Source organism: Streptomyces sp. DSM 116795 (genome assembly GCF_055792905.1).
This window is the reverse complement of sequence record NZ_CM147707.1, coordinates 551,999-575,225: the sequence shown is the minus strand read 5'-3', so window position 1 is coordinate 575,225 and position 23,227 is coordinate 551,999. Positions and strand designations below refer to the sequence as shown.

The window sequence follows — 23,227 nt, the reverse complement described above, 5'->3', positions numbered from 1 at the left end:
AGCCGCGAGGACGCCCCGAAGGAGCACGCCGTGACCGCCGACAACGAGTCCGGCTCTGCCGCCGCACCGGCACAGCCACGCAAGGCCGCCATAGCTGCCGCGGTCGGCAGCGCACTGGAGTACTACGACTTCTTCATCTACGGCAGCGCCGCCGCGCTGATCTTCCCGGAGATCTTCTTCGACGACTCGGACCCGGCCGACGCCACCCTGCTCTCCCTGGCCACCTTCGGCGTCGCCTACGCCGTCCGCCCCCTGGGCGCCCTGCTGCTCGGGCACATCGGGGACCGCTTGGGACGGAAGAAGATCATGCTCTTCACGCTGCTCCTGATGGGTGTGGCGACCTTCCTCATCGGCTGTCTGCCCACGCGCGGCCAGATCGGCGCGGCCGCACCGGCCCTGCTGGTGCTGCTGCGCGTCATGCAGGGCCTGTCGGCCGCCGGCGAGCAGGCCAGCGCCAACTCGATGAGCCTGGAACACGCGCCACCGGACAGGCGCGGCTGGTTCACCAGCTTCACGCTGGGCGGGACCCAGGCCGGACAGCTCCTGGCGACCCTGGCCTTCATTCCCGTGGCGGCGCTTCCGGAGGAGCAGATGCTCAGCTGGGGATGGCGCATCCCGTTCCTGCTGAGCGCCGTGGTGGCCTTCATCGGGTACTTCATCCGGCGGACCCTGCACGAGACGCCCGTGTTCACGAAGCTGGAGGCTGCCGGCGAGGTAACGAAGCTGCCGCTGGTGACGCTGGTGCGCGGACACTGGCCGGCGGTGCTGCGGGTCGTCAGCGGTGCCCTGGTCGCCTCCGTCAGCACCATCTTCACGGTCTGGGCGCTGTCGTACGCGACGAGCGACTCGGTCGGCATGGACCGTTCCGGAATGCTGTGGGTCGGTGCGCTCGCCAATCTGGCCGCGCTGGGGGCCATTCCCCTGTGGGCGCGGCTGTCCGACAGGATCGGCCGCAGGCCGGTCTTCCTCGCGGGGGCGGCGGGCAGCGCGGTGACGATGTTCGTGTATCTGTGGGCGATCTCCACCGGCAACTTCCCACTGACGCTCCTGACCGGGATCCTCTGCTTCGGCGTCGTCTACAGCGCAGCCAACGGCGTGTGGCCTTCCTTCTACGGTGAGATGTTCCCGGCGTCCGTACGGCTCTCGGGCATGGCCGTCGGCACGCAGATCGGCTTCGCCATCTCCGGCTTCGCCGTGACGTTCGCCGCCGCCATCGCCGGGCCCGGGGGTGACGGCTGGGTCGGCGTCGCGCTGTTCACCGCGGCGCTGTGCGCGCCGCCCGTGCTGGCCGCGGTCTTCGCCCGGGAGACCGCGCACGTCCCCACCGAAGAGCTCGGGGTTCCCGCGGACCGGAGCGCCGGAGGGCCGGCGGGGGACGTGCCGCAGCGAACGGCCGAGCGCGCCTGACAGCGGTCCCCGGTCCCGGGTCCCGTTCCCGGGACCCGGGACAGGCCTCCTGGTGCCCTCCGGGGACGCGGTCCCCGGAGGGCACGACGGCTGAGGATTCCGGCAGGGCCCGACCGCCGGACGCCGGTGGACTCCGTCCGCCAGAATCGGTCCATGGCGACCAACGACACCGGTCACGGCTACCTCCTGGACAACCGGCAGCCGGAAGCAGGCACCCGCTTCGGCGCTCTCGGCGAGCTGCTCGACCCGGTGACCTTCCGGCACGTCGACGAGATCGGGATCACCGCCGGCATGCGGTGCTGGGAGGTCGGCGCCGGGGGAGCGTCCGTACCCCTCGGCCTGGCGGAGCGCGTCGGCCCCGCCGGGAGGGTGGTCGCCACCGACATCGACGTGTCCTGGACCCGGGAGGTCGCCGGTGACGTGGTCGAGGTGCTGTGCCACGACGTGGCGGCCGATCCGCCGCCGCCCGGCGGCTTCGACCTCGTGCACGCGCGCCTCGTCCTGCTGCACGTGACCGACCGCGCCGAGGCGCTGCGCCACATGGTGCGGGCGCTGAAGCCCGGCGGCCGGCTGCTGCTGGAAGAGGCCGACCCCGCGTTGCAGCCTCTGCTGTGTCCGGAGGACTCGGGTCCCGGGCAGCAGCTCGCCAACCGGCTGCGCTCCGGCTTCCGCACCCTGATGGCTGCGCGCGGCGTGGACCTCGCGTACGGGCGTACCCTGCCCAGGCTGCTGCGCGAGGCCGGTCTGGACGACGTGCGCGCCGACGCCTACTTCCCGATCACCGCCCCGGCCTGTGCCGTCCTGGAGACGGCCACCGTGCAGCAGATCCGCCGCGGCCTGGTCGCGGAAGGGCTTGCCACCGACGAGGAGATCGACCGTCACCTCGGGAACGTGGCGGCCGGAGGCCTCGACCTGGCCACGGCGCCGATGATCTCGGCGTGGGGACGCCGTCCATGACGTGACCGCGATCGCCCGCCCTTGGAAGCAGATGCGGCCCGCGGGAGCGGCAGCCACCTTCCCGCGGAGCGGGAGCCACCTCAGGCGGCGCTCTCACCCGCGCCCAGCCGGCGCACGGCTTTCTCCAACTCTGCGATGCGGTCGGAGAGTTCGGGCTCCTCGGACGTCTCACGCTCGCGCAGCATCATCTCGATCTGCACGAGCCGTTCGGTGATCTCCGCGAGCTGCTCCGCGCCGCCCTTGCCGGCCCCCATTCCGTCCCCCCGCCCCGTACCGGACCAGGTTCCCTCCAGCGGCCCCTCCGCCGCGGCCACGCCGCCCGGGGCGCCGCCGGAGCGGGGTGAGTGCTCGGCGACCAGGAGGCGGCGCAACTGTTCGGCCTGGACGGCGAGTTGCCGGTTCTTGCGGTCCAGGTCGAGGAAGACGTTGACCTTCGTGCGCAGCACCCACGGGTCGATGGGTTTGGAGAGGAAGTCGGCCGCGCCCAGCGCATAGCCGCGGTAGGCGTAGTCGGCGTCCACGTCGGTGCCGGTCAGCAGGATGATCGGCACGTCCTTGGTCTGGTCGAGACGTTTGATGTTGCTCGCGGTCTCGAAGCCGTCCATGCCGGGCATCAGTACGTCCAGCAGCACGACCGCGAAGTCCTGCCGGAGCATCGCCTTCAGCGCGTCCTCACCCGAGCGCGCGGTGACCAACTGCTGGTCCAGGGGCCCGAGTACGGCCTCCAGCGCGATGAGGTTCTCCTCCATGTCGTCGACGATGAGGATGCTCGACCTGTCGGGAAGCGGGGCACTCATGTCGTACGCCCCGGCGGCTCGGCTTCCGCGTCGTCCCCGGGCGGACCGCTGTGATGCTCATGGCCCCCGCTGCCGTCCGGCGAAGCGGTGGTGTGCGGTTCACCGGGTCCGGGCTGTGCGGGTCCGGGCTGTGCGGGCGCGCCCGTCTCGGGTGCCGCACCGTCGCCTTCCTCACCGGCCTTCGCGCTGCCGCCCTGGGTGAGCAGGTCGTACATGGACTGCAGCAGCTCGTCCAGGTCGACCGGCTTGGCGACGTACACGTCGGCCCCGCTGTCGAGGGCCTTCTTGCTGTCGCCGGACATGGCCTTGGCGGTGAGCGCGATGACGGGCAGGCCCGCCAGGCGCGGTGTGTGCCGGATGGTCCGGATCGCCTCGTACCCGTTCATCTCCGGCATCATGATGTCCATCAGGACCATCGACACCTCGGGGGAACGGTCCAGCACGTCGAGACCTTCGCGGCCGTTCTCGGCGTACTTCACGGAGATGCCGACTCGTCCGAGGACGTGGGTGAGCGCGAAGACGTTGCGGATGTCGTCGTCGACGATGAGCACGTGCGTGCCGGCGAGGACCTGGCCCCGCGTGCCGCTCAGCCACTGTTTGAGCTGCGTCGTCTCCGGCCAGGCGTCCTCGTGGCCTTCGGCCGTGGTACGCGGCTCGGCTTCCGCCGCCCGCTCGGGGCCCACCGGCTCGACCTGCGGTGACTGTGCGGACGGCGCGGGCGCGGACTCCGAGGCCTCCGGCCACGCCGCGGGAGTGGGCTCGGCCGGTGCCGCCGGCGCCGAGGGTTCCGCGGTCGTGGCGGCGCCCGCGGGCCCGAGCGGCTCCGGCTCGGGCAGCGCGGCGGGCGGCGGCGGTGGTGCCGGCGCGATGGCGGCGCCCGTTCCCGAGTCGGGGCCGGCGACGCCGGGGGTGGACGTGGCGGGCACCGGGGCGGCGGAGGGAACGCTGCCCGGGTAGACCGCCGGGATGTAGAGCGTGAAGCGCGAGCCCACGCCCTCCTCGCTCGCGACGTCGATACGGCCGCCCAGCAGGCCGGCGATCTCGCGGCTGATGGACAGGCCGAGGCCGGTGCCGCCGTAGCGGCGGTTCGTGGTGCCGTCGGACTGCTGGAACGCCTCGAAGATGACCGCGAGCTTGTCCGGGGGGATGCCGCTGCCGGTGTCCTTCACGGAGAAGGCGAGCACGGTCTCCGCCTCCCGCAGCGTGGGCTCGTTGAACTCCGTGCACGTGACCCTCTCCACGCGCAGTTCGATCCCTCCGCTGGAGGTGAACTTCACGGCGTTGGAGAGCAGGTTGCGCAGCACCTGCTGGATGCGCTGCTCGTCGGAGTACAGCTCGCGCGGCACGTTCTCGCCGACGGCGATCTCGAAGCCCAGCCCGCGGTCGATGGTCATCGGACGGAACGTCGCGTGCACGTAGTCCATCAGCTTCGTCAGCGGCAGCTTCCGCGGCCGTACGTCCATCCGTCCGGCTTCGACCTTGGACAGGTCCAGGATGTCGTTGATGAGCTGCAGCAGGTCCGAGCCCGAGCGGTAGATCGTGGTGGCGAAGTCCACCTCCTGATCGGAGAGCCGGCCGTCGGGGTTGTCGGCGAGCAGCCGCGCCAGGATCAGCAGCGAGTTCAGCGGCGTACGCAGCTCGTGCGACATGTTCGCCAGGAACTCCGACTTGTACTGGGAGGACGTGGCGAGGAGCCTGGCCTTCTCCTCCAGTTCGACGTTGGTGCGCTGCAGTTCGTCCGAGCGCTGCCGCAGCTCCTTCGTCAGCCGCTGGGACTCCGAGAGCAGCACCTCCGTACGGGCGTTGGCCAGGATGGTGTTGATCGAGACGCCGATGGTGTGCACGAACTGGTCGATGAAGGTCAGGTAGACCTCGTTGAACTTGCTGAACGAGGCCACCTCGATCACTCCGAGTGCCCTGTCCTCGAAGAGGATCGGCAGGATGAGGATGTTCGCCGCGGGTGCGGCACCCAGCCCGGACTCCACCCTCACGTAGTCCGGCGGTGCGTCCTCGATGAGGATGCGCTTCTTCTCCGAGACCGCCTGGGCGAGCAGCCCGCGCAGCGGGGAGTCGGGTGCGCTGGTGTCGTCGCCCCCGCTGGTGCCGTAGCCGGCGATGAACTCCAGCTCCTCGCCCGGCCTTCCGCCCGAGCCGACCAGGAAGAAGGCCCCGGCCTGCGCGTTGACCAGCGGCGTCAGCTCGCGCAGGATCAGGTCGGCGACCTCGACGAGATCGCGCTGGCCCTGCATCAGGCCCGCGATGCGGGTGAGGTTGGACTCCAGCCAGTCCTTGGTACGGGTGGTCTCGCGCAGGTTGGCCACCATCACGTTGATGTTGTCCTTGAGCTCGGCGACCTCGCCGCGGGCGTCGACGGCGATGGAGCGCGACATGTCGCCCTGGGTGACGGCGCTGGCGACCTCGGCGATCGCGCGGACCTGGGTGGTCAGGTTCCCGGCGAGTTCGTTGACGCTGGTCGTGAGGCCCTTCCAGGTGCCGTAGACGCCGTCGACGCGGGCCTGTCCGCCGAGCTGCCCTTCGCTGCCCACCTCGCGTGCGACGCGGGTGACCTCGGCGGAGAAGGAGGAGAGCGTGTCGACCATGGTGTTGAGGGTGGTCTTCAGCTCCAGGAACTCGCCGCGTGCGTCGACGTCGATCTTCTTGGAGAGGTCTCCGTTGGCGACCGCTGTGGCGACCTGGGCGATGTTGCGCACCTGCGAAGTCAGGTTCGTCGTCATGAAGTTGACGTTGTCGGTGAGGTCCTTCCACACGCCGGAGACACCGTGGACCTGTGCGCGGCCGCCGAGGTTGCCCTCGGTGCCGACGTCGCGGGCGACGCGCGTGACCTCGTCCGAGAACGCGCGCAGCTGGCTGACCATCGTGTTGACGGTGTCCTTCAGTTCCAGGATCTCGCCGCGTGCGTCGACGTCGATCTTCTTCGAGAGGTCTCCGTTGGCGACGGCCGTGGTCACCTGGGCGATGCTGCGTACCTGCGAAGTCAGGTTCAGCGCCATGGAGTTGACGCTGTCGGTCAGGTCCTCCCAGACGCCGGAGATGTCCCGCACCTGCGCCTGCCGGCCCAGATTGCCTTCGGTGCCGACTTCGCGTGCGACGCGGGTGACTTCGTCGGCGAAGGCGGAGAGCTGGTCGACCATCGTGTTGAGAGTGGTCTTCAGCTGGAGGATCTCGCCCTTGGCGTCGACGGTGATCTTCTGGCTGAGGTCGCCGTCGGCGACGGCCGTTGCGACCTGGGCGATGCTGCGTACCTGCGAAGTCAGGTTGGACGCCATGAGGTTGACGTTGTCCGTCAGGTCCCGCCAAACACCCGAGACGCCCCGCACCTCGGCCTGACCGCCGAGGTTGCCTTCGGTGCCGACTTCGCGTGCGACGCGGGTGACTTCGTCGGCGAAGGCGGAGAGCTGATCGACGGTCGTGTTCACCGTGCCCATGAGCTGGAGGATCTCGCCCTTGGCGTCGACGGTGATCTTCTTGCTGAGATCGCCCTGTGCGACGGCGGCGGAGACCTGGGCGATGTTGCGTACCTGCGAAGTGAGGTTGGACGCCATGAGGTTGACGTTGTCGGTCAGGTCCCGCCAGGCCCCCGAGAGTCCCCTTACCTCGGCCTGACCGCCGAGGTTGCCTTCGGTGCCGACTTCGCGTGCGACGCGGGTGACTTCGTCGGCGAAAGCGGAGAGCTGGTCGACCATCGTGTTCACGGTGAGCTTCAGCTCCAGCAGCTCGCCCGAGGTCTCGACCATCACCTTCTGCGTCAGGTCGCCGCGGGCGACCGCCGTCGTCACACCGGCGATGTCGCGCACCTGATCGGTGAGCCGCTCGGCCATGGTGTTGATGGCTTCGGTCACCCGCCGCCAGTCGCCGGAGAGCTCGCCCACCTCCGCGCGTCCGCCGAGGTTGCCTTCGGTGCCGACCTCGCGGGCGACCCGCGTGACCTCTCCGGTGAACTTGGACAACTCATCCACGAGACGGTTCAGGCCGTTGTCCAGACGGCCCAGTTCCCCCTTGGTCACGTGGTGGGTGCCCTCGAAGCGCTCCAGGTGCTGGGAGAGGTCGCCGTCCGCCACGGCTTCCAGCACTCGCGTCGTCTTCATCACCGGTTCTGACAAAGCCTCGATCAGCTGGTTCGTCTCGTCGACGCCGGCCGCCCAGGCACCCTGGCCGGGACTCGGCGAGATCCGCTCGTCGAGCCGGCCCTCCTTGGCCACCTGGCGGCGGACCCGGCGCAGCTCCCCTGCCAGGTGCTCGTTCCGCGCGGCTATCTGATTGAACGCCCCGGCGATCTCGCCCAGCACTCCCTCGCTGTCTGTCGCCGCGCGCACCGAGAAGTCGCCGTCGCTCAGTGACCGCATGGCTCCCAGCAGGGGACGCAGCTCAGCCTCGCGCACCGACCGGCCCTGGGGGTCGTCCATGGCATCCCATCCCAAGCATCCTGGATGTGTAGCTTTATCCTATTGTAGAGGCTTTATCGCTATGACATCCGAGTCAGGAGAGGCTTGTGCGACTGCCGTCCGCCGGCCTGAGCGATCCCGCGTCGCGGAGGGCCCTGCCCGCAAGTCAGCTCGCACCCTCCACCGCTCGTGCACTCGTGCGCTCGGAGATCGACAAGTGGGCGCGTTCGAGCGCGACGCCGGGACGGCTGACCCAGCGGCTGGCTGACGATGCGGAGCTGCTCGTCAGCGAGCTCGTCACCAATGCCCTCATGCACGCGGGCACCCGGATCGAGGTGGCCTGCGGCATCGAGACGGTAGCGGCCGCCCCGTCCGGCGGCACCTCCTCGCAGGACACCCCTGACGCCGCTGACTCCGCTGACCCGGACGAGGGCCCGGTGGACATCGCCGCCGTGCTGGTCGAGGTGACCGACAGACAGCCCACCAGCCGGGTCACCGGAGACGCGGCCTCGCGGCGCAGCGGGCGCGGCCTGGGGCTGCAGATCGTCGGGGCGCTGTGCGAGTCCTGGGGCGTGACCTACCGGCGTACCGAGAAGGTCGTCTGGTTCCGCCTGGCGGTCTCAGAGATGGCGACCAAGCCGTCCGGGTCGCTCAGCGAATCGATGCACCGCGAGCTGGACGCCGCCGAGATCTTCACCTCCTCGCCGCAGGCCGACCGCCGCCGCAGCGCCGAGTGGGCCGATCGCGGCGGGGCGTTCCTGGCCGAGGCCAGCGAGCTTCTCTCGGGACAGCTCGACGAGGACATGGTCGCCGCGCTGGCCGGCCAGCTGCTGGTGCCGCGGCTGGCCGACTGGTGCGCGGTGTGGCTGACCACGGAGAGCGGCGCGATGCGCCTCTCCCGTGTCTGGCACTCCGACGAGCGCAAGGTGGACGCGCTCCGCTACGCCCTCGAAGCGGAGCCGCCGCCGCCCGGCCTGCGGACCGTGGGCATCCCCTGGCCCTGGCCGGAGCGGGCGGACGGATCCGGGAAGGGCGGTGCGGCGCTCGCCTTCTCCCTGGTCTCCGGCGGGACCTGCCTGGGCTCGCTCGTCATCGGACGGGCGGGGCCGGCGGAGATGACCGCCTCCGTGGCGCGCACGGTCGAGGACGTCGCGCGCCGGGTGGCGCAGGCGGTGGTCACGGCCCGCCAGTACACGCGTCAGACGAGCATCAGCCGTGCGCTCCAGCGCAGGCAGCTGCCGCCGTCGCTGGCCAGCCTGCCGGGCGTGGAGACGGCGATCGTCTACGAGCCGCACGCCATGGGCCAGACCGTCGGCGGCGACTTCTACGACCTCTTCCCCATGGGCGACAACCGCTGGTCCTTCCTCCTCGGGGACGTGCAGGGCAAGGACCCGGAGGCGATGTCGGTCACCGGCCTGACCCGGCACCTGGTGCGGCTGCTCGCCCGTGAGGGCCACGGTGTGGAATCCGTGCTCAGCAGGCTGAACGCCGCCATGGCGGAGGAGGGCGCCGAGGCCGTGGCGGTGGGCGGCGAGAGCGCACAGCCGCGGTTTCTGAGCCTGGTCTACGGCGAGCTGGAACCGGACCCGGAGGCGGGCGGCGCGCACTGCAGCATCGCGAGCGCCGGACACCCGCCTCCGCTGAAGCTGTCGGCGGACGGCGACGTGGTGCCGGTGGTGGAGTCGCAGATGCTGCTCGGCATCGACGAGGGCACCGAGTTCGCGGCCTTCGAGTTCGATCTGGCGCCGGGGGAGTCGCTGCTGTGCGTCACCGACGGTGTCACCGAACGGCGCAGCGGACAGCGGCAGTTGGACGACGACGACGGCCTGGCGGAGATCCTCGCCGACTGCGTCGGCATGGGGGCCATGGCGGTGGCGGAACGTGTGCGTCAGTCGGCGCACGACTTCGGGCCGGAGCCGGTGGAGGACGACCTGGCGATTCTCGTGCTGCACGCGGTGGCCGCCTGACGGGCCCGCAGGGCGAGGTGGCAGGGCGCGGGTGGCAGGGTTTCCGGGCGTGGTCGGGTCAGGTGGGCCGGGCCGCGGTCATGTCCTCGCCGCCGACGCCGCCGTCACCGTCGCGGCGGTGGTCCGGGTCGCCTCCGAGGACGCCGGCGAGTTCCGTACGGGAGCGGACGCCGAGCTTGGCGTAAACGGTCTGCAGATGGTTGGCGACGGTACGTCCGGCCAGGCCGAGTCGCGCGGCGATGGCCGCGTTCTCCAGCCCTTGCGCCGCCAACTCGCCCACCTCGCGCTGCCGTTCGGACAACGGCTCCTGGCGGGGTGCCGGGGCAGCCCACACCGGGTGGAAGCCTCCGCACATCTCGCGCAGCCGGGCCGCCCGACGTGCGTGGCCTGCGGCGTCCCGTCCGCGCCCGTGGACCGCGGCGCTCGCCGCCGCCTCGGCGGCGATGCCGTGGTAGCCGAGCCCGGCCAGCGTTCCCGAGACCTGGCCGAGCGCTGCCGAGTCGCCCTCCGCGGCGGCCCGCGCATGGAGTGCCAGTACGGGGAAGAGGGCGCTGTCGCAGGCGGCGGCCACCTCCTCCAGGCGTACCGCGGCATCGGCCGAAGGCCGCGTACGAGCGGCGTAGTACAGGGCCTCGGCGGCGTTGGTCAGCCGGCCGCGGGCGAGATACGTCCCGGCGAGGGCGACGGCCTCCGCGGCGGCCTCCTCCAGGCGGCCCGAACAGGCCAGGACGCGCACCCGGCCCAGCGTCAGATGGGCCCGCATCGCCGAGTCCGCGGGCAGCCTGCCGGCGCCGTCCTCCAGTACCCGCCACGCGGCGTCCACCTCGCCGCGGGCGGCCAGTCCGGCGGCCAACTCGCTGCAGACATACGCCTGTACGGGGAACGGCGTGTGTTCGTCAGTGAGTGCCCGCGCTTCCCGGAAGTGTGGCAGGGCGGCGTCGTGGCGTCCCGCCCACGCCTCGCACACGCCCAACTCGAGGCTCAGCAGGGCGGTTTCCTCACCGGCACCCTTCTCCAGCGCGGCTTCGTAGTACTGCCGCCCGGTGGTCAGGGCCGCCAGGAGCCGCCCGTCGAGCACCAGCGCGTGGAGGTGGCAGGCCCGCACGGCGCCGTCCATCGCCGGCCACAGCCCGGTCGGTGGCGCCTCGTTCGTACCGGCCTGCGCCACGACCCTCGCCGGACGGCCGGTGAACGTCAGCAGATAGGCGCGCAGCGGGGCCACCGCACTGGCCACCGCACCGCACGGCGGCAGGTCCGTGAACCGGTCGGCTCCGGCGGCCTCGGGGACATCCATGGCTCCCGTGACATCTGTGAGCCCCGTACCCCCCGTGGCATCCGTGGATTCGGGGAACCGCGCGTCTCCGCCGGAGCCGAAGACCGCCAACGCCAGTTCGGCCACGGCCAGTTCGGGGGCAGTGTCACCGTCGAGGCGTGCGGCGCGCACGAGACCGGCGGCCTCGTCGGTGCGCCGCAGCCCCCAGAAGAGGTTGAGCGCCCGCAGCGCGGCGAGGTGCCGCAGATCCCGCGCCGACAACACGGCCTCCGCCTCCTCGGCCTTGCCCTGCACCACGAGCGCTTCCGCCAGCAGCGCTCGCCCGTCCGCGTCCGCGACCCTGCGGGCGAGCTCCTCGGCGAGCTGCGGGTCGTGGCCCGCCAGGGCTTCGGACGCCGCCGCGAGCACATCGCCGTCGGGGACCGTCTCACCGGCCAGCAGCCGCCAGTTGACCAGCGGAAGGCGCTCCTCGCCGGCGAGGCCGCTGCTGCCGAGTGCGTCCGCGAACCGGGAGTAGACGGCCCGGCGCGCGTCGGCGGAGGTCCGCGAGCGTACGACCTCGCCGTAGAGCGGGTGTCCGGTGCGCACCACCGGCCGCCGGCCCCGCGTCTCCAGAACGATGAGGGACCGGCGCTCCAGCTCCTCCAACTCGTCAGGTCCTGTGAGGCGTTCGAGGACCGGCAGCGGCACGGGTTCCACATGGGCGACGAGTTCCAGCGCACGGGCGGGTGTGTCACCGAGCGCACCCAGCTGTGAGGCGACGAGGTCCCCGAGCCGCTCGTGACCGCCCGGCTTCCCGTGCCACCTCCACACCCCGGCACCCGCGCGCAGGGCTCCGGACGTGCGGCCCGCCGCGACGACGTGCCGCAGGAAGAGCGGGTTGCCCTTCGTCAGCCTGAAGAGCCGGTCGGCGGTCACGCCGTCGACGGGGCCGCCGAGCGTGAGCCGCAGCAGTTCGCCGACCTGATCACGGTCGAGTCCGCCGACGGTGATCTCCCGTACGAGGAGGCGTCTGCGCAGCGCCCGTATCGTCGCTGCCTCCGGTGTGCCCGTACGCGCGGTGACCAGAAGCCGCGCGCTGCCGGCGGCCGCAAGATGCCGGACGAGGGCGGCGGAGACCTCGTCGAGATGGCCGGCCTCGTCGACTCCGAGGACGACGCGGCGTCCGGCTGCTCTCCGGCGCAGTTCCTGTGCCGCCCGGGCGAAGAGGTCCGTGGCCGGTTCGCGTGTGAGCAGCCCGGACGCGGCGCCGAAGGGCAGCGAGCTGCTCGCCTCCGCGCCCGAGATCCGTGCCGTGTACACGCCTTCGTGGGCGCACCGCTCCAGCACCGCGTCGGCCAGCCGGGACTTGCCGACGCCCGGTTCGCCGGTCAGCAGCGCGCCCGGCCCGTTCCCGTCCAGCAGGAGCGAGGAGAGCGTGCCGATCGCCTCGGCGCGTCCCACGAGCGGCCAGGGGGCACCGTTCACGGGGCCGCGCTCATCGCTCGCGAGAGCTGCGCGGCCGCCGTGACGGCGGCGGGCGGCGGGGGCCCCGGACTCGGTGGTCCCGGAGTAGGTGGTCGCAGCATCGGCGGTCCCAGTATCGTCCGCACGCCTGTACGGGGGAACGGTCCGGCAGGGGCGGGCCGGCTTGACGGGGCGAGCCGGCGGGACGGCGGCCAGGGGCGGGCGCCGTCCCGCCGGAGTTCCCCCTTGCCGGCCACCCTTCACCGGCCCGTGTGCACCGGTCATGAGTAAGCCGTGACCATTGCTTTTCCGCCGCGCCCGTGGCCAGGATCGACACGTGCGCTCCGACTTCCTGACCTGCTCCTGGCCGCTGGCCGGCCGGAGCGACGAAGTCGCCGGACTGGCCGGGCGGTTGACCCGGTCCGACACCGGTCGCGTGCTGCTGCTCGGCGAGGCGGGGGTCGGCAAGACCGCGCTGTGGCGCCAGGTTCTGGAGCGGTGCGGAGAGCGAGGGGCGTACGTTCTGTCCGCGGCGGGCGGCGCCTCGACCAGCGACATCCCCTTCCTCGCCCTCTCCGACTGGGCCGGCACGGCAGCGGCCGGAACCTTCGACGGCATGCGCCGGGCGGTCCGCGCGCAGGCCGGCTCCCGTCCCCTGGTCGTCGGGATAGACGACGTGGACCACCTGGACGGCGCGTCCGCCTCCCTCGTCGCCGCCCTGGCGCAGGAAGCCGGCGCGGCGCTGCTGCTGACCGCACGCAGCCCTGAGCCGCGGGAAGGCGTGCTGCCCGGGCTGCTGGGGCGTGTGCCCTGCGAGACGGTGCAGGTCGAACCGCTGCCCGAGCCGGCTTTCGACGGCCTGCTCCGTGCCGTCCTGGACGGCCCGGTCGACGGCCTCACCACGGGCGCGCTCTGGCGGATGTCCGAGGGGAATCCGCTCTTCCTGCGCCATCTGCTGCTCGCCGGCGCGGAGAGCGGCGGACTGCAGCGCAGACACGGGGTGTGGACGTGGCGGGGCCCGGTCGGCGGCCATCCGCGGCTGCGGGACCTGGTGGCCGGCGCGGTCGGTGTGCTTCCGGACGAGGAGGCCCGCGCTCTCGAATACGTCGCACAGGCCGGATCCGTGCCCCGTACCGCGCTGGAAACCCTGATCGGCGCGGACGCCCTGGCCGGGCTGGAGCGGCGGTCGCTGATCACCGTGCTGCCCGAAGCGGAAGGCGAACAGGTCCGCGTCGCACACCCGTTGTACGGCGAGGTGGTACGCGCCGGGACGGGACCTCTGCGGCGCCGGCGCATACACCGGGATCTGGCCGACGCCGTGGACCGGTGCGGCGGTGCGCCCGACCCGATCCGCCCCGTGCTGTGGAGGCTGCGCGCGGGAGCCGAGGTCCCCGAGGCACGGCTGGTGCGCGCGGCCTCCGCCGCGCTGCGGCAATCGGACCCGCGGCTCGCGCAGCGTCTCGTGGCCCACCTGCACAGCCCCGGAGCGGTACGGGTGCACGGCCAGGCACTCGTGGCCCAGGGGCTGGCCGCCGAGGCGGAGGAGTTGCTCGCCGCCCGCGACGGGCCGCCCGCGCTGCGCGCCCTCAACCTCTTCTGGGGGCTGCGCCGCCCCGCTGAAGCACGCGCCGTGCTCGACGGGCTCGACGAGGCAGCCGCGAAGGAGCCGGAGGCGAGGGTGGCCGCACGGGCGCTGGCTCTCTTCACGCACGGCGAGAGCCACGCCCGGGACGTGCTGCCGTCGGCGCTCGACGCCTCGGACAGCGGGGACTGGCTGACCGACAACGCCGCGGCGACCCTGCGGGCCTACGCTCTGACTCTCCGCGGCAGGCCGACGCGGGTCACCGAGGAGTTCGAGCGCGGGGCCGTCGCGCTGCCGTCCGCGTGGGGCTCGATGCGCGGCGCCGCCGAGGCGTGCCACGTGTACGCCATGGTCATGGCCGGCCGGCTGGAGGGTGCGCTGCGTACGGCCGGGCGCTACTGCCGGGAGGCGCTGGAGCGCGGCGACGAGGCCGAGTTGGCGCTGGTGGCGTTCATCCGCGGCGTGGCCCTGTACTGGGCGGGCCGGCCCGATGAGGCACTGGAGCCGCTCCGGGAGGCGCAGGCGCTGGTCAACGAGCAGACGATCTTCCCCGTCGAGGGCATCATCGTCACCGAGTACGCCTCGTGCGCGGCGGCCCTCGGCCGTACCGAAGAGGCCTCCGAAGCGCTCGCGACGGCGGCCGGCCGCTTCCCCGAGGGCTCCAGCATGCGCGAGAACCTGCGCAAGGGTGAGGTACGGGTGCACGCCGCGGCAGGACGGGTGGCACTGGCCGCGGACCTGGCCGACCAGCTCGCCGGGACGTATCTGGCCGGGGGCAGGCTGACCACCGGCGTGGAGATCGCCTATCTGTGCTGCCGGCTGCGGCCCTCCGCCGCTGCCGCACGCCGTCTGCACGAGGCGGCGCAGGAGTGCGACAGCGAGCTCTTCACGCTCTTCGCCCGCCACGGGAGTGCGCTCGCCGGACGGGACACGGCCGGACTCCCGGCGGTGGCTGAGGAGTTGGCCTCACTCGGCTACGCGGGTCTCGCCCTGGAGGCCGTCGAGGCGGCACGCGATCTGAGCAGCGGGCGTGCGTCGGACGAACTCGCCAGGCGGGCCGAGGAGTTGAGGCGAGGCTGCCGCCCGGGCCCGCGTTCCCCGTGGCCCGCTCCCACGCGCGGATCCGGCGAACTGACCGGCCGGGAGCGGCAGATCTGCGAGCTCGCCGCGTCCGGGCTGAGCAACCCCGACATCGCCGGGTACCTGCGCATCTCCGTGCGCACCGTCGCCAATCATCTGCAGCGCGCGTACGACAAGCTGGGCGTCCAGCGCCGCGCGGATCTCTCAGCCGCGCTGGCACTGCCGGCCGCCGGGCGCGGCTCGTGACGCCTGCAGCTCATGACACCCGCAGCACCCTCGCGGCATGTGACGCGACGCCCGCCGGCACGCTACGGGATCCAGGCGTCCCGGGGACCTGACGAGCCGGGGGACCGGGGCGGTTCAGGGGATGATGCCCGCCCGGCGGGCCGCCACCACCGTCTCCAGCCGCGTGTGCGTCCCCAGCTTGCGCATCGCCGAGCGCAGATACGCCTTCACGGTCTCCGGTTTCAGCCCGGTACGGGCGGCCACCGCGGCGTTCGTGCCGCCTCCCGCGATGCACGAGACGACGTCGACCTCACGCGGGGTGAGCGAGACCGCCTCCTCGGGGCGCCCCTTTCTGGACGCCTCCGGCCCGCACGCGGACGCCAGGCGGCCGCACGCGTCGAGCAGTTCCTGCCGCACTTCGCCCTCCGGCAACCGCTGGGCGAGAGTGCGCAGTTCGGCGTGTGCCTCGCGCACCTCCTCCCACGCGCGCGGATCGCCGACCGGAGTCTGCTGCGCCTCCATCAGGCGCTGTGCCTCCTCGCGCACGGCCAGCGTCTGCTCCAGCTCCCGTACGGCGTCGGCGGCGGTGTCCAGCGCGCGGTCGCCCAGCGCGAGCGACTCCCGCAGCGCCGCGTACACCACGCCCCGCACACGGCGGCGCACCACCACGGGCACCGCCAGCACGGAGCGCAGGCCCTCCGCCGCCACGGCGGCGTCGTACTCGTGGCTGATCACACGTGAGGTGCGGTAGTCGGTGACGGAGGCAGGTCTGGCCAGCGCGGCGGCCTTGCCGCCCAGCCCGTTGCCCGGTGCGATCGCCAGGCCGCGCAGCGCCTGCGTCGTGGTGCCGGTCATCTCGGTGATGCGGTAGCCGCGGCCCTCCCCGGTCATCCCCGCGAAGGCCACCGGTATCTCCGTCGTGCGCCGCAGCCTGGACAGTGCCGCCCGTATCGCCCCGGATTCGGCCTGATCCGTCATTGGCAGTCCCCTCTCGCGTGCGCCGCGCGACCTCACCCCCGTTCGGGGGTGGTGAGGCGCAGATCACTCCAACACGATGCTAAAGCCATGGCTCAAGGACGAGGAGGTCCCGGTGACCGGAGAATCCACGGCGCTCTCGTATGCGAGCGGGACCGCCACGACGCCGCTGCTCGGCGAGACGATCGGCAGCAACCTCGACCGCACCGCCGCCGCGTTCCCCGACGGCGAGGCCCTGGTCGACACGACCGACGGCAGGCGCTGGACGTACACGCAGTTCGTCGCGGACGTCGACCAGCTCGCGCGCGGACTGCTCGCGCGCGGCATCAGCAAGGGCGACCGGGTGGGGATCTGGGCGGTGAACTGCCCGGAGTGGCTGCTGGTCCAGTACGCGACGGCACGCATCGGCGCGGTGATGGTCAACATCAATCCCGCATACCGAACACATGAACTGGCCTATGTACTGCGCCAGTCGGGGGTGCGTCTGCTCATCGCGTCCACCGCGTACAAGACCAGCGACTACCGCGCGATGGCGCGGGAAGTGGCCGGCGAGTGCCCGCAGTTGCTGGAGACGGTCCACATCGGCACCCCGTACTGGGAGGTGCTGACCAACGCCGGACACGAGATCACCGACCAGCAACTCAGGGCGGCCGAAGCCGGGTTGAGCTGTGACGATCCGGTCAACATCCAGTACACCTCGGGGACGACCGGCTTCCCCAAGGGTGCGACCCTCTCGCACCACAACATTCTCAACAACGGCTACTTCGTGGGTGAACTGCTGGGCTACACCGAGCAGGACAGGGTCTGCCTGCCGGTGCCCTTCTACCACTGCTTCGGCATGGTGATGGGCAACCTCGCGGCCACCAGCCACGGCGCATGCGTCGTCATCCCCTCGGCGACCTTCGAGCCGGCCGCCGCGCTGCAGGCGGTTCAGGACGAGCGCTGCACGTCGCTGTACGGAGTGCCCACGATGTTCATCGCGGAGCTCGGGCTCTCCGACTTCCCCTCCTACGACCTGGGTTCGCTCCGTACCGGGATCATGGCCGGCTCGCCGTGCCCGGTGGAGGTGATGAAGCGGGTCGTCGCGGAGATGCACATGGAGGAGGTGGCGATCTGCTACGGCATGACCGAGACGTCACCGGTCTCCACGCAGACACGTACGGACGACGACGTGGAGCGGCGCACCGAGACCGTCGGCCGGGTGCTGCCGCACCTGGAGGTGAAGGTCGTCGACCCGGGCAGCGGTGTGACGGTGCCGCGCGGCGAGCCGGGCGAACTGTGCACCCGCGGCTACTCGGTGATGCTCGGCTACTGGGAGGACAAGGAGCAGACCGAGGAGGTCATCGACCCGAGCCGCTGGATGCACACCGGCGACCTCGCCGTGATGCGCGAGGACGGGTACCTCGCCATCACCGGACGCATCAAGGACATGATCATCCGCGGCGGCGAGAACATCTACCCGCGCGAGATCGAGGAGTTCCTCTACACCCATCCCAAGATCTCCGACGTGCAGGTGGTGGGGGTCCCCGACGAGCGGTTCGGCGAGGAGGTCCTCGCCTGCGTCATCCCGGTCGACCAGGACGATCCGCCCTCCGAGGACGAGATCGTCGCGTTCTGCGAAGGCCGGCTGGCGCACTACAAGATCCCGCGCCTGCTGCGCGTCATGGCGGAGTTCCCCATGACGGTCAGCGGCAAGGTCCGCAAGGTCGAGCTGCGCCGGGACGCGATGGAGGGAGCGGGAGCGGAAGCGGCGGTGCCCGGAGTGCTCTGAGCCGTCGCCTGGGGTGCCCCCGGCGGGGGCGGTCAGGGGGACGGCGGGCCGGAGCGCGGGAAGGCCGCGGGTCCGCACGGACCGGGAACGCCCCCGGACCGGCTCCGCCCGGGCGCGCGGCCCCGACCCCGTACCTGTTCAGCTCCGGCTCTCGGCGACCCCGAGGTCCAGCAGCGCACGGTCTCCGCCGCGGTCCGCGATCACACACAGCCCCACGGGCAGACCGCCGGCCGTCATACGGGGAAGCACCAGGCACGGCACCCCCGCACCGGACGCCAGACAGGTGAGCTGGAGCGCCGCGGCCCTGGCCGCGTCCCGCTCCGCCGCGCCGGAATCCCTCGCCGGGGCGGGCGCCGGCGCGGCCGGCAGCAGCAGCGCCGTGCCGGGGGAGAGGACCGCGCGCAGCCCACGGGTGGTCCTCCGCAGGGACTCGCGGGCCCGCGCCAGACGCTCCCCGCCGACGCCGGAGGCCCAGGCGAAACGGCACTCGACGTCCGGCCCGAGCACGCCGGGGTGCGAGCCGACCCACGCACCGTCGGACTCCCACACCTGCGCGGCCTGCACGACGGAGAAGGCGTTCGCACGTTCCTGCGGATCGCCGCCGAACGCGCACTCCTCCCTGCGCAGTCCGAGCCGCCCGGCAAGCCCGGCGGCAGCCGCCAGGAACGCCTCACGCACCGCGGGTTCCACGGGGGCCAGCAGGTCCGGCGCCACCAGCGCGGTGTGGAACTGGCCGGAGTCCTGCGTCCCGTCCGCACCGGGCAGCAGTACGTCGCCGATCCGGGCCAGCGTGGCGGCGTCACGCGCGAGCCAGGCGACGGTGTCGAAGCCGGGAGCGAGAGGCAGCATCCCGGTGACCGGGACGGCCCCGTGCGTGGGGCGCATGCCGTACAGACCGCAGTAGGAGGACGGCACGCGGATCGAGCCCGCGGTGTCGGTGCCCAGCCCCGCGTCCGCCTCGCGCAGCGCGACTGCGGAGGCCGGGCCGCTGGAGGAGCCACCGGGGATGTGGCCGGGGGCCTGGGGGTTGGGCGGGGTGCCGTAGTGCGCGTTCATGCCGTCGAGGCTGTAGGTCAGCTCGTCCGTCTGCGCGATGCCGGTGATCTCGGCGCCCGCGCCCAGCAGGGCGGCGACGGCCCACGCGTGCGTGGTCTCCGGTTCCGCTTCGGCGAGCCAGGCGGGGTTGCCCGCGCCGGTCCGGTGCCCCGCGACCGCGTACACGTCCTTCACGGCGAGGCGCAGCCCGCTGAGCGGTCCGCTGCGGGACGGAGCGAGCAGCGGGGCGCCGCGCTCGCGCCAGACCGCCTTCTCCGCGTTGGTCTCGGACGTCGCGGACGTGGTCATGGGAGCCTCCAGCAGCCAGTTCGGGCGGGGTCGCTCCGGCCGGGGCGTGAACCGGGCCGGGGTGCGATCTGTACCCGCCCGCGGCGGTCCGCCGGCAGAGGCCACTCCGGGCCCCGCCCGGTCGGTCCCCCGCGCGGGGCCGTGCGGTCTCACCGGCCGAAGAGCGGCTCCAGCCGCGCGGCGGTCTCCGTCAGCGCACCGCGCAGCGCCAGCAGCTCCTCACGGGTCACCACGAAGGTGACGGTCGAGATGCTGACCGCGCCGGCCACCTGGTCCCCGGCCGCGCGCACGGGCACGGCGATGCACCTGACGTTGGCCTCGTTCTCCTCCTCGTCCAGCGCGTACCCCTCGTCCCGCACGTGCGCCAACTCCTTCTCCAGGGCGGCGCGATCGGTGACCGTGGCGTCGGTACGGGGCTCCAGACCGGCACGCCCGACCAGCCCGTCGAGCGCCTCCGTGTCAAGGCCGGACAGGAGGCACTTGCCGATCGCCGTCGAGTGCAGCGGCTGGTACATGCCCACCCGCGAGGCCATGGCGAAGGGCTGGTCACCCTCGACCTTGTGCGTGTAGATGATGCGGTCGCCGCTGCGCACCCCCACGTGGATGGTCTGCCGTACCTCCTTCTGCAGTTCGACGATCACGCGCTCGATGCTGTCGCGGCTGCCCGAACCGGTGATCGCGGCGCCCAGCGCGCGTACGGCCGGTCCGATGCTGTAGCTGCCGCCGTCGTGTGCGACCGCCCAACCCTCTTCGGTCAGTACGCGCAGCAGCCGGTGGGCCGTCGGTTTCGACAGCTCCGCGGCGGCCGCGAGTCCGGCGAGCGGGGCGGGCGCCTGCGACGCGCAGAGCGCGTCGATCAGCCGTAGGAGGCGGCGCGGACCGGCTCCGTCGCCTCTCGGGGCCTCCCCGCCGGGGACACGGGAGACCTGCGCTCCCCGGTCGGCAGAAGTCATTGACACCACCACGGACCTCTCCATAGGTTGCCGAAGGATTCTAGTTCACGGAACTCTGTTCCGGGAGACGGAATACGAGTGCGACGGACGTGAGGAGGCTTATGACTGCCCAGACAGAAGTACGACACCTCTCCGACGTCGCAGCCAGACACGTCCTCGCCAAGCACGGCACCGACACCGGCCGCCGCACCGGCTGGCTGATGATCTCGACGATCCTGATCGAGGCGTGGGATCTCTACTCGATCTCCTTCCTCCTGCTCTTCGTCAAGGAGGACCTCCACCCCAGCGCGAGCATGCTCGGCCTCGCCTCCGCCGCAGTGCAGCTGGGCGCGCTGATCGGAGCGGTGTGCGGAGGCTGGTTCGCCGACCGGTTCGGGCGCCGGAAGGTCTTCATCACCACGATGGTGCTGTTCGTGGTCCTGGCGCTCGCCCAGTCGTTCGCCACCAGCATGTGGGAGCTGGTGATCATCCGCTTCCTGCTGGGGCTTCCGCTGGGCAGCGACATCTCCACCGGCTACACGTACATCATGGAGACGATGCCCAAGGGCAAGCGGGAAGTGATGGGCAACCGCTGGCAGGGCATGTTCGGCCTCGGTGAGATCGCCGCCATCGCCGTCATCACCGGCATGTATCTCAGCGGCATGGACCACAGCCTGCTGTGGCGCATCGGTCTCGGCCTCGGTGCGGTGCCCGCGCTGGTGCTGCTGATCGGCCGCATGGATGTGCCGGACACCGCGCTCTGGCTCATCCAGCGGGGCAAGTTCAGGCAGGCGAAGACCGTCGCGAAGAAGATGTTCGACGACGATCTGCCGATGCTGCCCGACGAGGACTTCACGATGGAGCGCCCGCGCACCCGCGACTTCCTCGCCGGCATCCGGAAGGACCCGGTACGCAGGCGTGCCAGCATCTTCGCCTGGATATCCAACGCGATGCAGGGAGCGGAGTTCTCCGCGTTCGCCTTCTATCTGCCGGTCATCCTCGTGCTCACCGGGGTCTCCGGCATCGGAGCCACCAACTTCATCACCGGCGCGATCTACGTCATCGCCACCGTGAGCGGCTTCGTCGCCCCCGTGGTGACGCCTAAGCTGGGGCACCGCGGCGTCGCCCGCTGGGGATTCGGCATGGCCTTCGTGTCCCTGCTGCTGGCCGCGCTCTTCCTCCAGCTCGACTGGAAGCCGCTGGTGCCCCTGGCCGCGGCGGGCCTGATGTGGGGTCACTACTGGGCGGCGTCCAACGGCATGACCATCGCCTCGATGGTCGCTCCGAGCCGCTACAAGGCGACGGCCTCCGGCTTCGGGTATGTCTTCGTGAAGCTGGCCGCCTTCGTGACGATCTTCTTCTTCCCCGTGCTCTTCGAGAGCCTGGGCGTGCCCCTGGCCACCGTCATCGTCTCCGTGCTCTCCCTGACCGGCTATCTCGCCGCCACCTATGTGCTGCCCGAGGTGTACGGGTACGTGGAGCAGGAGGAGCAGAGCGCGGACGCCCAGGACGCCCAGGACGGCCGGGACGGCCGGGACGGGCACGGCAGCAAGCCGGGCGGAGGCGGCGCGGGCACGCCGTCGAAGTCCCTCGCGGAGGAAGGCTCTTGACCGAACGAGGCGGCGCGCACCGCATCCTGCATCTGGGCCTCGGCAACTTCCACCGTGCCCACCAGGCCCTGTGCACCGAGGACGCCGGGCGCCACGGCGACCCCTGGGAGATCACGGGGGTCGCCGGCAGCACCCGCCGCGTCGTGGAGGCACTGCACCGTCAGAGGATGCGCTACAGCGTCGTCACCCTCGGCCCCGGCAGGACCGATGTGCGCCAAGTGGCAAGCATCACCGACGCGTTCGTGGCGGGCGACGAACCGCACAGGGTGGCACGGGAGATCGCCGACCCGGCCACCCGTATCGTCTCGCTGACGGTCACGGAGAAGGGGTACGCCATCAGCCCCTTCACCCGGCGCCTCGACCTCGACGCACCGGACGTCCGTGCCGACCTGGCAGGGGAGGGGCCGCCGCGCAGCACGATCGGCCGCCTCGCCGCCGGCCTGCTGCGCCGCTCCCGCGAGTCGGGAGCCCCGGTCACCCTGCTGAGCTGCGACAACATCACCGCGAACGGCACCACCCTCGCGGGCCTGCTGCGCGACTTCGCGGCCGCCATGCCCTCCAGGGACGGCACCGGACTGCTGGCGTGGCTGGATGAGTCGGTGACCTGCCCCGACACGATGGTGGACCGCATCGTGCCTGCGACGACGGACGCCCACCGGCGGATGGCCGCCGACGCGGGCTTCGCCGACGAAGTGCCGGTTCCCGCCGAGCCGTTCTGGATGTGGGTGATGCGCGACGCCTTCGCCGCGGGACGGCCCGCCTGGGAGGAGGCCGGCGCAGTCATGACGGACCGCGTCCACGACTACGAGACCGTCAAGGTCCGCCTGCTCAACGGGAGTCACTCGCTCCTCGCTTACCTCGGGCTCCTCACGGGACGCGCCCTGATCGCCGACGCCGCCGCCGACCCCGGGGTCGCCCGCGCGGTGCACCGGCTCGGCGACGAGTACGAACCGACGCTCGCCCTCCCCGAAGGGCTCGATGTCGCCGCCTACCGCGAGGAGCTCGGCGAACGGTTCGCGAACCGCCGGCTCGCCCACCGCACCACACAGGTCGGAGCCGACGGCTCCCTCAAGCTCGCCCAGCGCGTGCCCGACGCCGCACTGTGGCATCTGGACGCCGGACGCGTACCGCCGGCGCTGGCCCTGACCGTCGCCGCATGGCTGCGCTGTACCGCGTATCCGGAGCAGCTGGACGCGGACCGTACGGGAGTGCCGGCCGATCCGAACGGCGAGCGGATCCGCGCACTGGTCCAGTCCGGCGCCGGAGGCGGCGGCGCGCGTGGACGGGCCCGGCACCTGGCACAGGCGTCGCTGGTGGACGAGGCGCTGCTGGGGCAACGGCTCGGCGGGCACGGGGAGTTCGTGGATTCGGTCGCCGGGCTGCTGGAGCTGCTGGAGACCGGGGGAGTGCCGGCGGCGGTGCGGGCGGCGTGCGAAGCCTGACGGGCGTCCGGGCCCC

General features: G+C 72.1%; 13 protein-coding genes. 7 read left to right on the top strand and 6 right to left on the bottom strand.

The window, feature by feature from the left end; translation table 11 throughout:
* Positions 1-30: 30 nt before the first annotated feature.
* On the top strand, positions 31-1,407 hold the full coding sequence (locus ACSMXX_RS02475) for an MFS transporter (RefSeq protein WP_473182375.1): 1,377 nt from the start codon (positions 31-33) through the stop codon (positions 1,405-1,407).
* A 153-nt stretch (positions 1,408-1,560) separates the two neighbouring features.
* A complete protein-coding gene (locus ACSMXX_RS02470) occupies positions 1,561-2,364 on the top strand; it encodes a class I SAM-dependent methyltransferase (protein ID WP_473182374.1) in 804 nt (267 codons plus the stop codon).
* Between the two features lie 80 nt (positions 2,365-2,444).
* Here ACSMXX_RS02470 and ACSMXX_RS02465 read toward each other — a convergent pair whose 3' ends face one another.
* The gene (locus ACSMXX_RS02465) at positions 2,445-3,161 is read right to left on the bottom strand and encodes a response regulator (RefSeq protein WP_473182373.1); all 717 of its coding nucleotides are present in this window, start codon (positions 3,159-3,161) and stop codon (positions 2,445-2,447) included.
* Positions 3,158-7,585 carry a HAMP domain-containing protein gene (locus tag ACSMXX_RS02460; RefSeq protein ID WP_473182372.1) on the bottom strand — a complete coding sequence of 1,476 codons (4,428 nt, stop codon included), beginning with the start codon at positions 7,583-7,585 and terminating at the stop codon, positions 3,158-3,160. The genes ACSMXX_RS02465 and ACSMXX_RS02460 overlap by 4 nt, the downstream gene beginning before the upstream one ends.
* 290 nt (positions 7,586-7,875) lie before the next feature.
* On the opposite strand from ACSMXX_RS02460, the gene ACSMXX_RS02455 reads away from it, so the two are divergent.
* Positions 7,876-9,531 (top strand): SpoIIE family protein phosphatase, encoded by a 1,656-nt coding sequence (locus ACSMXX_RS02455; protein WP_473184596.1) that lies wholly within the window; start codon positions 7,876-7,878, stop codon positions 9,529-9,531.
* 58 nt (positions 9,532-9,589) lie between these two features.
* Here ACSMXX_RS02455 and ACSMXX_RS02450 read toward each other — a convergent pair whose 3' ends face one another.
* A complete protein-coding gene (locus ACSMXX_RS02450; RefSeq protein ID WP_473182371.1) occupies positions 9,590-12,271 on the bottom strand; it encodes a LuxR C-terminal-related transcriptional regulator in 2,682 nt (893 codons plus the stop codon).
* 316 nt (positions 12,272-12,587) lie between these two features.
* Here ACSMXX_RS02450 and ACSMXX_RS02445 point away from each other — a divergent pair, with 316 nt between their 5' ends.
* Positions 12,588-15,158, top strand: a complete 2,571-nt coding sequence (locus tag ACSMXX_RS02445) for an AAA family ATPase (RefSeq protein ID WP_473182370.1) — start codon at positions 12,588-12,590, stop codon at positions 15,156-15,158.
* A gap of 114 nt (positions 15,159-15,272) precedes the next feature.
* Here the strand turns inward: ACSMXX_RS02445 and ACSMXX_RS02440 are convergent, their stop codons facing one another.
* Positions 15,273-16,115 carry a helix-turn-helix transcriptional regulator gene (locus ACSMXX_RS02440; RefSeq protein ID WP_473182369.1) on the bottom strand — a complete coding sequence of 281 codons (843 nt, stop codon included), beginning with the start codon at positions 16,113-16,115 and terminating at the stop codon, positions 15,273-15,275.
* 112 nt (positions 16,116-16,227) lie between these two features.
* On the opposite strand from ACSMXX_RS02440, the gene ACSMXX_RS02435 reads away from it, so the two are divergent.
* Positions 16,228-17,883: an AMP-binding protein gene (locus ACSMXX_RS02435; protein WP_473182368.1), complete on the top strand. Its 1,656-nt coding sequence runs from the start codon at positions 16,228-16,230 to the stop codon at positions 17,881-17,883.
* A gap of 138 nt (positions 17,884-18,021) precedes the next feature.
* Here ACSMXX_RS02435 and ACSMXX_RS02430 read toward each other — a convergent pair whose 3' ends face one another.
* Together ACSMXX_RS02430 and ACSMXX_RS02425 are read right to left on the bottom strand one after the other, a co-directional pair.
* Complete coding sequence (locus tag ACSMXX_RS02430) at positions 18,022-19,227, bottom strand: amidase (protein WP_473182367.1); 1,206 nt, start codon at positions 19,225-19,227, stop codon at positions 18,022-18,024.
* Between the two features lie 149 nt (positions 19,228-19,376).
* Positions 19,377-20,180, bottom strand: coding sequence for an IclR family transcriptional regulator (locus ACSMXX_RS02425; protein WP_473182366.1), 804 nt, complete (start codon positions 20,178-20,180; stop codon positions 19,377-19,379).
* Positions 20,181-20,281: 101 nt separating this feature from the next.
* On the opposite strand from ACSMXX_RS02425, the gene ACSMXX_RS02420 reads away from it, so the two are divergent.
* A complete protein-coding gene (locus ACSMXX_RS02420; RefSeq protein ID WP_473182365.1) occupies positions 20,282-21,769 on the top strand; it encodes an MFS transporter in 1,488 nt (495 codons plus the stop codon).
* Entirely contained in the window at positions 21,766-23,211 is a 1,446-nt protein-coding gene (locus ACSMXX_RS02415) for a mannitol dehydrogenase family protein (protein ID WP_473182364.1), read from the top strand. The genes ACSMXX_RS02420 and ACSMXX_RS02415 overlap by 4 nt, the downstream gene beginning before the upstream one ends.
* Positions 23,212-23,227 lie beyond the last annotated feature (16 nt).

Coding starts and splice junctions, on each gene's coding strand:
- ACSMXX_RS02420 (WP_473182365.1), top strand. CDS start 20,282: ATGACTGCCCAGACAGAAGTACGACACCTCTCCGACGTCGCAGCCAGA.
- ACSMXX_RS02430 (WP_473182367.1), bottom strand. CDS start 19,227: ATGACCACGTCCGCGACGTCCGAGACCAACGCGGAGAAGGCGGTCTGG.
- ACSMXX_RS02425 (WP_473182366.1), bottom strand. CDS start 20,180: ATGACTTCTGCCGACCGGGGAGCGCAGGTCTCCCGTGTCCCCGGCGGG.
- ACSMXX_RS02470 (WP_473182374.1), top strand. CDS start 1,561: ATGGCGACCAACGACACCGGTCACGGCTACCTCCTGGACAACCGGCAG.
- ACSMXX_RS02465 (WP_473182373.1), bottom strand. CDS start 3,161: ATGAGTGCCCCGCTTCCCGACAGGTCGAGCATCCTCATCGTCGACGAC.
- ACSMXX_RS02460 (WP_473182372.1), bottom strand. CDS start 7,585: ATGGACGACCCCCAGGGCCGGTCGGTGCGCGAGGCTGAGCTGCGTCCC.
- ACSMXX_RS02455 (WP_473184596.1), top strand. CDS start 7,876: ATGCACGCGGGCACCCGGATCGAGGTGGCCTGCGGCATCGAGACGGTA.
- ACSMXX_RS02440 (WP_473182369.1), bottom strand. CDS start 16,115: ATGACGGATCAGGCCGAATCCGGGGCGATACGGGCGGCACTGTCCAGG.